Here is a 2,522-nt window from a genome sequence, read left to right as displayed (position 1 = left end):
GCCGAGCGCACCATCGACGCCCTCTGGGACGCCCTCGCGTCACTCCTCAGCGCCTTCACGCCAACCGAATGCGCCAACTACTTCGCCGCCGCAGGCTATGAACCGAATTAAGGCAGACGCGCTCTAGTTATTGGTCAGCCGCAGTGTCGCATTCTTGTCGGTAATATCGTTGCTCTTGAAAATCTGGACGAAGTCTCGTCCCTGCGATGCAGAATAGTGAATCTCGAACTCTGCATCATCCACGCACTTGATGTTCAGCGTTTGCCTGACGCTCCGCGAAGCGCCGGGGGCCAGGTTGATGACGCTGCCGCCAAGGGTCATGTTGTTCCACCCCTCCAAGCCACCGGGGTTTTTGACTCTATGCCCCTCGCTTGGAATGGTGATCGTGAGGCCGGTGTCGTTGACAAGGTTGATTGCCATGTCTTTGCATTGTCCGAATGCCACTGGACGTCTCCTTTGATGATTGACCGCGCTTTTGGTGGTGCGCGGCAGCTCACCAATTAAATTTTTGTTCATGGCACTGAATGTGCTTATGCACACATCAAAGATCGTGTTCTACGCCGGCGCCATCGAATGGCGCAGTACGCCAGGCCATCGTGTTGTCATGGACCCAGCGTGACCTCAGGCGAGGACGGTGCGCTCACTCTGCGCTAGGCTGCTGTCAGCCGCTCGCAGGAGGCGTAGGTGGAAGAATTCATTTACGAAGGGCGGACAATTCAAACCCACGCCCGCCGGGTTGGAAAGAGCGAGCGCTGGGATTGGTCTTACACGATCGACGGCGACGAGTTCGTGCAGGATAGGGCGGTACGGCTGCCCTCATCCGAGGCGGCACTACAGGAAGCGCGCTCTGACGCTGAGGCGCGCATACGCAGGACGCAGCGGAAGTAGCCGGCCGCTTGATTGGGCTATGTGGCCGCGCTCAGGACGCTTGAATGCCGAAGCGCTCGGCAACCACTCCCGGCGGCGCTGGTTGGAGTGCCAGTTAGCCTTGAAAGGTTTCCACATGAGCAAGCTGCCTCCCGCCGCGATGGCCAGTCTTCTCGCTGCCTTGCTGCTAGCCGCTGGTTGTACTGGAAAGCCGCCTGGTCCGACCTCCGAGACGACGCCGGCCGGGAATAGCGCTGGCCAGACGTCGGCGCGGCCGGCTACTGCGAGGTAGAGGTGCCACCAGTTGTGGCAATATGAAGTTGTAACCGAAGTAAATTCGCACTGCTCGATTTGTTAAGCGGAACATCCTCCCTCCAGAGGCTGATGCAACGTGATAATGTTGTTCCGCAAGATCACCCGGCGCTGCGGAACAACTCGAAGCCCGCTGGTACAACAGCTGGCGTCCGGCCGTCCATTACGTCCCGCGTTACTTCGATGCTCTGCAGCACGGTTTCAGGCTGATATGGCTTGTGGATGTAGCCCAGGGCGACATCCCGCGCTTGCCGCACTTCCATGATCTGCCCACTGGCAAATATGATGGGCAGGCTCCAACGGCCAGTGAGTTCATGTGCCAAGTCAACGCCATTGCTGCCGCCGCTGAGATTGACGTCGAGGATTACCAAGTCCGGTAGCCGGGCCTCACAATATTCCACAGCTTCAGCTGCCGTGGCCGCAAGGCCGATCACCTCATGTCCCCCATCCTCCAGGCTGTCAGACAGCATTATGGCAATGAGCGCCTCGTCCTCAACGATCAGGATGCGCATTGATCCAACCCGGTTCGCTAGAAAAGTGCTCCCCTAGGGACAACGCTAGAGTGAGGCGCCGGTGCGTTCGAAAACGTACATAAGCCGCTGCTCGCGGCGGTGTGTGGCATAACCGCTTCGGCAAGGTCGGCGTGAGAAAACAGGCGTCGCCCTGTTGAACGGGAACAACTGGAACTCCAGTTGTGACAAATCGCCAGGACGATCCCCGGCCTATTGGCGACTGGGAGAGACCAGCGCTCCCGCCGCAACCTGCGCAGGGGGAGCCGCATGGCCGAATCTTCCCAGCTGCAGTCTACTGTTCGCAATGGACTTCTCGCGGCCTTGTCGCCCGATGATTGGGCTCACCTTGAGCCACACCTGGAGGTCGTCGAGCTTCCCTTCGATCAGACCATCTTCACCATGGACGGTCCGGTTGATGCGGTGTTCTTCGTCGAGACCGGCATGGTCTCCCTACTCGTCACCCTCGAGAGTGGGGAGCAGGTGGAGGCCGGGCTCGCCGGTTCAGAGGGCCTGGTCGGCCTGCCTCTCGTCTATGGCAACAGCCATTCCCATACCGATGCCAGGGTGCAAATGGAGGGTACAGCCCTGCGGATCACCGCCGCAGCGTTCCGAACGGCGATGGAGCGGAGCGCCACGCTCCGCGCACTGCTGCTTCGCTATGCCTTGGCCTTCCATGCCCAAGTGGTAAGCGGGGAATTCAGGCCCATCTCGACTGCGGTTGACGCTCAGCCTTTTTCGGTGGTGACCCAGCACCACGGCATGAGTTCGTCGATACGGCTGTTGGGCCAGCCGTTGACGAGGCGGGTCAGCAGGTCGGCGAGGTAGCGCTGC

At 60.1% G+C, this 2,522-nt stretch carries 3 protein-coding genes and 1 pseudogene; 1 reads left to right on the top strand and 3 read right to left on the bottom strand.

Going from position 1 to position 2,522, the window contains the following annotated elements:
• Positions 1-123: 123 nt before the first annotated feature.
• Positions 124-516, bottom strand: a complete 393-nt coding sequence (locus tag HJG45_RS28190; protein WP_171617300.1) for a hypothetical protein — start codon at positions 514-516, stop codon at positions 124-126.
• 764 nt (positions 517-1,280) lie between these two features.
• Positions 1,281-1,691: a response regulator gene (locus tag HJG45_RS28185; protein ID WP_171617298.1), complete on the bottom strand. Its 411-nt coding sequence runs from the start codon at positions 1,689-1,691 to the stop codon at positions 1,281-1,283.
• A gap of 267 nt (positions 1,692-1,958) precedes the next feature.
• On the opposite strand from HJG45_RS28185, the pseudogene HJG45_RS29315 reads away from it, so the two are divergent.
• Positions 1,959-2,306, top strand: a pseudogene (locus HJG45_RS29315) (Crp/Fnr family transcriptional regulator); the annotation flags it as partial.
• A gap of 110 nt (positions 2,307-2,416) precedes the next feature.
• Here the strand turns inward: HJG45_RS29315 and HJG45_RS28180 are convergent.
• On the bottom strand, positions 2,417-2,522 hold a 106-nt coding region (locus tag HJG45_RS28180; RefSeq protein ID WP_171617296.1), incomplete at its 5' end, for a transposase domain-containing protein.

The organism is Roseicella sp. DB1501, assembly GCF_013112485.1.
Taxonomy (GTDB): Bacteria; Pseudomonadota; Alphaproteobacteria; order Acetobacterales; family Acetobacteraceae; genus Paracraurococcus.
The sequence above is the reverse complement of the archived record's forward strand: the minus strand, read 5'-3'. Positions and strand labels throughout refer to the sequence as shown.

What these genes read in the sequence shown, in the direction of transcription:
- HJG45_RS28190 (WP_171617300.1), bottom strand. Translation starts at nt 516, where the DNA reads ATGAACAAAAATTTAATTGGTGAGCTGCCGCGCACCACCAAAAGCGCG.
- HJG45_RS28185 (WP_171617298.1), bottom strand. Translation starts at nt 1,691, where the DNA reads ATGCGCATCCTGATCGTTGAGGACGAGGCGCTCATTGCCATAATGCTG.